Here is a 1,846-nt window from a genome sequence, read left to right on the forward strand (position 1 = left end):
CCGGCGACGCCCCCGCCTGCCGCTATGCCGATGCAGGCTTCAACCTGGAACAAGGCTTCCCCACGCTGCAGCACTCGGCCTACACCCTCCGTGCTTTGCGCCCGGGCTATGTCTACGTGTTCATGAAAGGCCCTCAGGGCGAAAAGCTGGTCATTCATGAGCACGTCGGCGCGGGCCTCTACAAAGAGCTGCGCTATCAAGGGCTGGAGGACTACCACCGCCGTGAGCGCTACCTGTCCGGCCAGAGCACCGGCTGGGTGTGGGCCGACACCTGCCAGGACTCCGCCGAGGAAGTGTGGATCGGCTACAGCCCGCACCTGTGGACCAACGCCATCACCGCCCGTATCACCGGTTCGGCAGCCCTGCGCAAACGGCACATGCGCCAGCTGGACATGGCCGAGCTGGTCAGCGGCAACCCGGCGCCGTCCACCCAGCCCCATGTGCTGCCAGTCAGTGCCCTGCAAACCTGGGTCGAAGACTTCAAGCCAACCGAGCGGCGCATGCCGCTGACCTGGAGCAGCGACCCGGTCACCGAAACCTTGCCCATCGGCAACCTCAATGCCATCGCCCGCCACTACCCCTGGACCCAGCCGAAAGTGCCAGTGGTGGTGGCGCTCGCCGACGCCGAAGGCATGGCCCTGGACCTGAGCCTGTCGGTCTCGGCCTACCAGCATCAACTGCGTGACCTGATGCCGGCCGAGCAACTGGAGCACACAAAACCCGCCCAACCTCCCGAGCAGGAGCGCGTGCCGGCATGCTACCGGCTGGATGCCGAACAGCTCAGCCCGCAGAGCCGCGACTTTCACCATCGCAACCTGGTCGCCATGCTGCTGAACAAGACGCTGGAGAGCCTGTACCCGGCGGATGCACCTTCACCGGAACTGGCCGCGTTCAGGCTGGGCACTTCACGCAGGGGGCCTGCCCTGTCGCCGGCCGAGTCCCATTTCCAGGCCCTCACCCATGAAGATTACTCCCCCAATGGCGCGCGCCTGGCACAGCGCCTCGATGTCGACAAATACCGGCGCTTCCTCGCCGAACGCGACGCGCTGGAACGGCGGATTGCCGCCCTGCGCAACCTGGCCTTGCAAGCCAGCAACGATCATGACGCCTGGCTGGCGACGGCCGAATCCCAACACATCGATAACCCCTACAGCCTGGCAGCCGCCTTGGCCTGTTACGACCGTGACGAACGCACCTCCGCCCGTGGTCTGGAAATCTCACTGGCGTTGCTGATTCACCCGATGGGCCAGCCGACACCCGGCACCGAAGATCATGACCGGCGTTTCAAACGCCTGGAGCAATGGCTGGACCAGCACGACAGCCCGCTTTACACCGCCTTGGCGCCGTTCAACCCGTTCAAGGACAAAGCCGATTCGATCGGCTCTTTGTTCGGCGCCAGCGACAACGTGATCGAAGGGCTGGCCGGTCGCTTCCCGGCCATGGCTGACATCACCGACCTCACCGCCCAGTCGGTCAATGCCGTGGTGCTCAAGCGCCTGCGTGGCCAGACCCGCTGGGATGCCAGCCATGGCCTGCGCCAGCAAGTGTTGCTGGCAGCGCGTGAGGCCAATGCCGAGAAAGCACTGGGGTTGTTGGCGGCGCGCTATCGAATCACCGAGCAGGCCATTACGGAAAATCCCTTTAGCCAGGAGGTGCAGCGGTATTTGAAGAGCGGCATGGCGCAGGTTGAAGAGATGAAAGCGTTGCGCATCTCGGGTAGCCGCACGGTGTCCATCGAGCTGACCACTACTGCGCGCGTGAAACCCAACTTCCTTGGGTTGCTCACCTCCGGCGGTGGTGGTGGTTTAAACGCAGGGATGCTGTGGTTCAACATCTTATCGCTCAA

General features: G+C 64.1%; 1 protein-coding gene. It reads left to right on the forward strand.

Translation table 11 applies throughout. The features are described from left to right. Nucleotides 1-1,846: T6SS effector BTH_I2691 family protein (locus QYE47_RS27190; RefSeq protein ID WP_301159780.1), on the forward strand; the 1,846-nt coding region annotated here is incomplete at both ends.

The sequence above is a fragment of the Pseudomonas sp. 2,4-D genome (genome assembly GCF_030418155.1).
Taxonomy (GTDB): Bacteria; Pseudomonadota; Gammaproteobacteria; order Pseudomonadales; family Pseudomonadaceae; genus Aquipseudomonas; species Aquipseudomonas alloputida.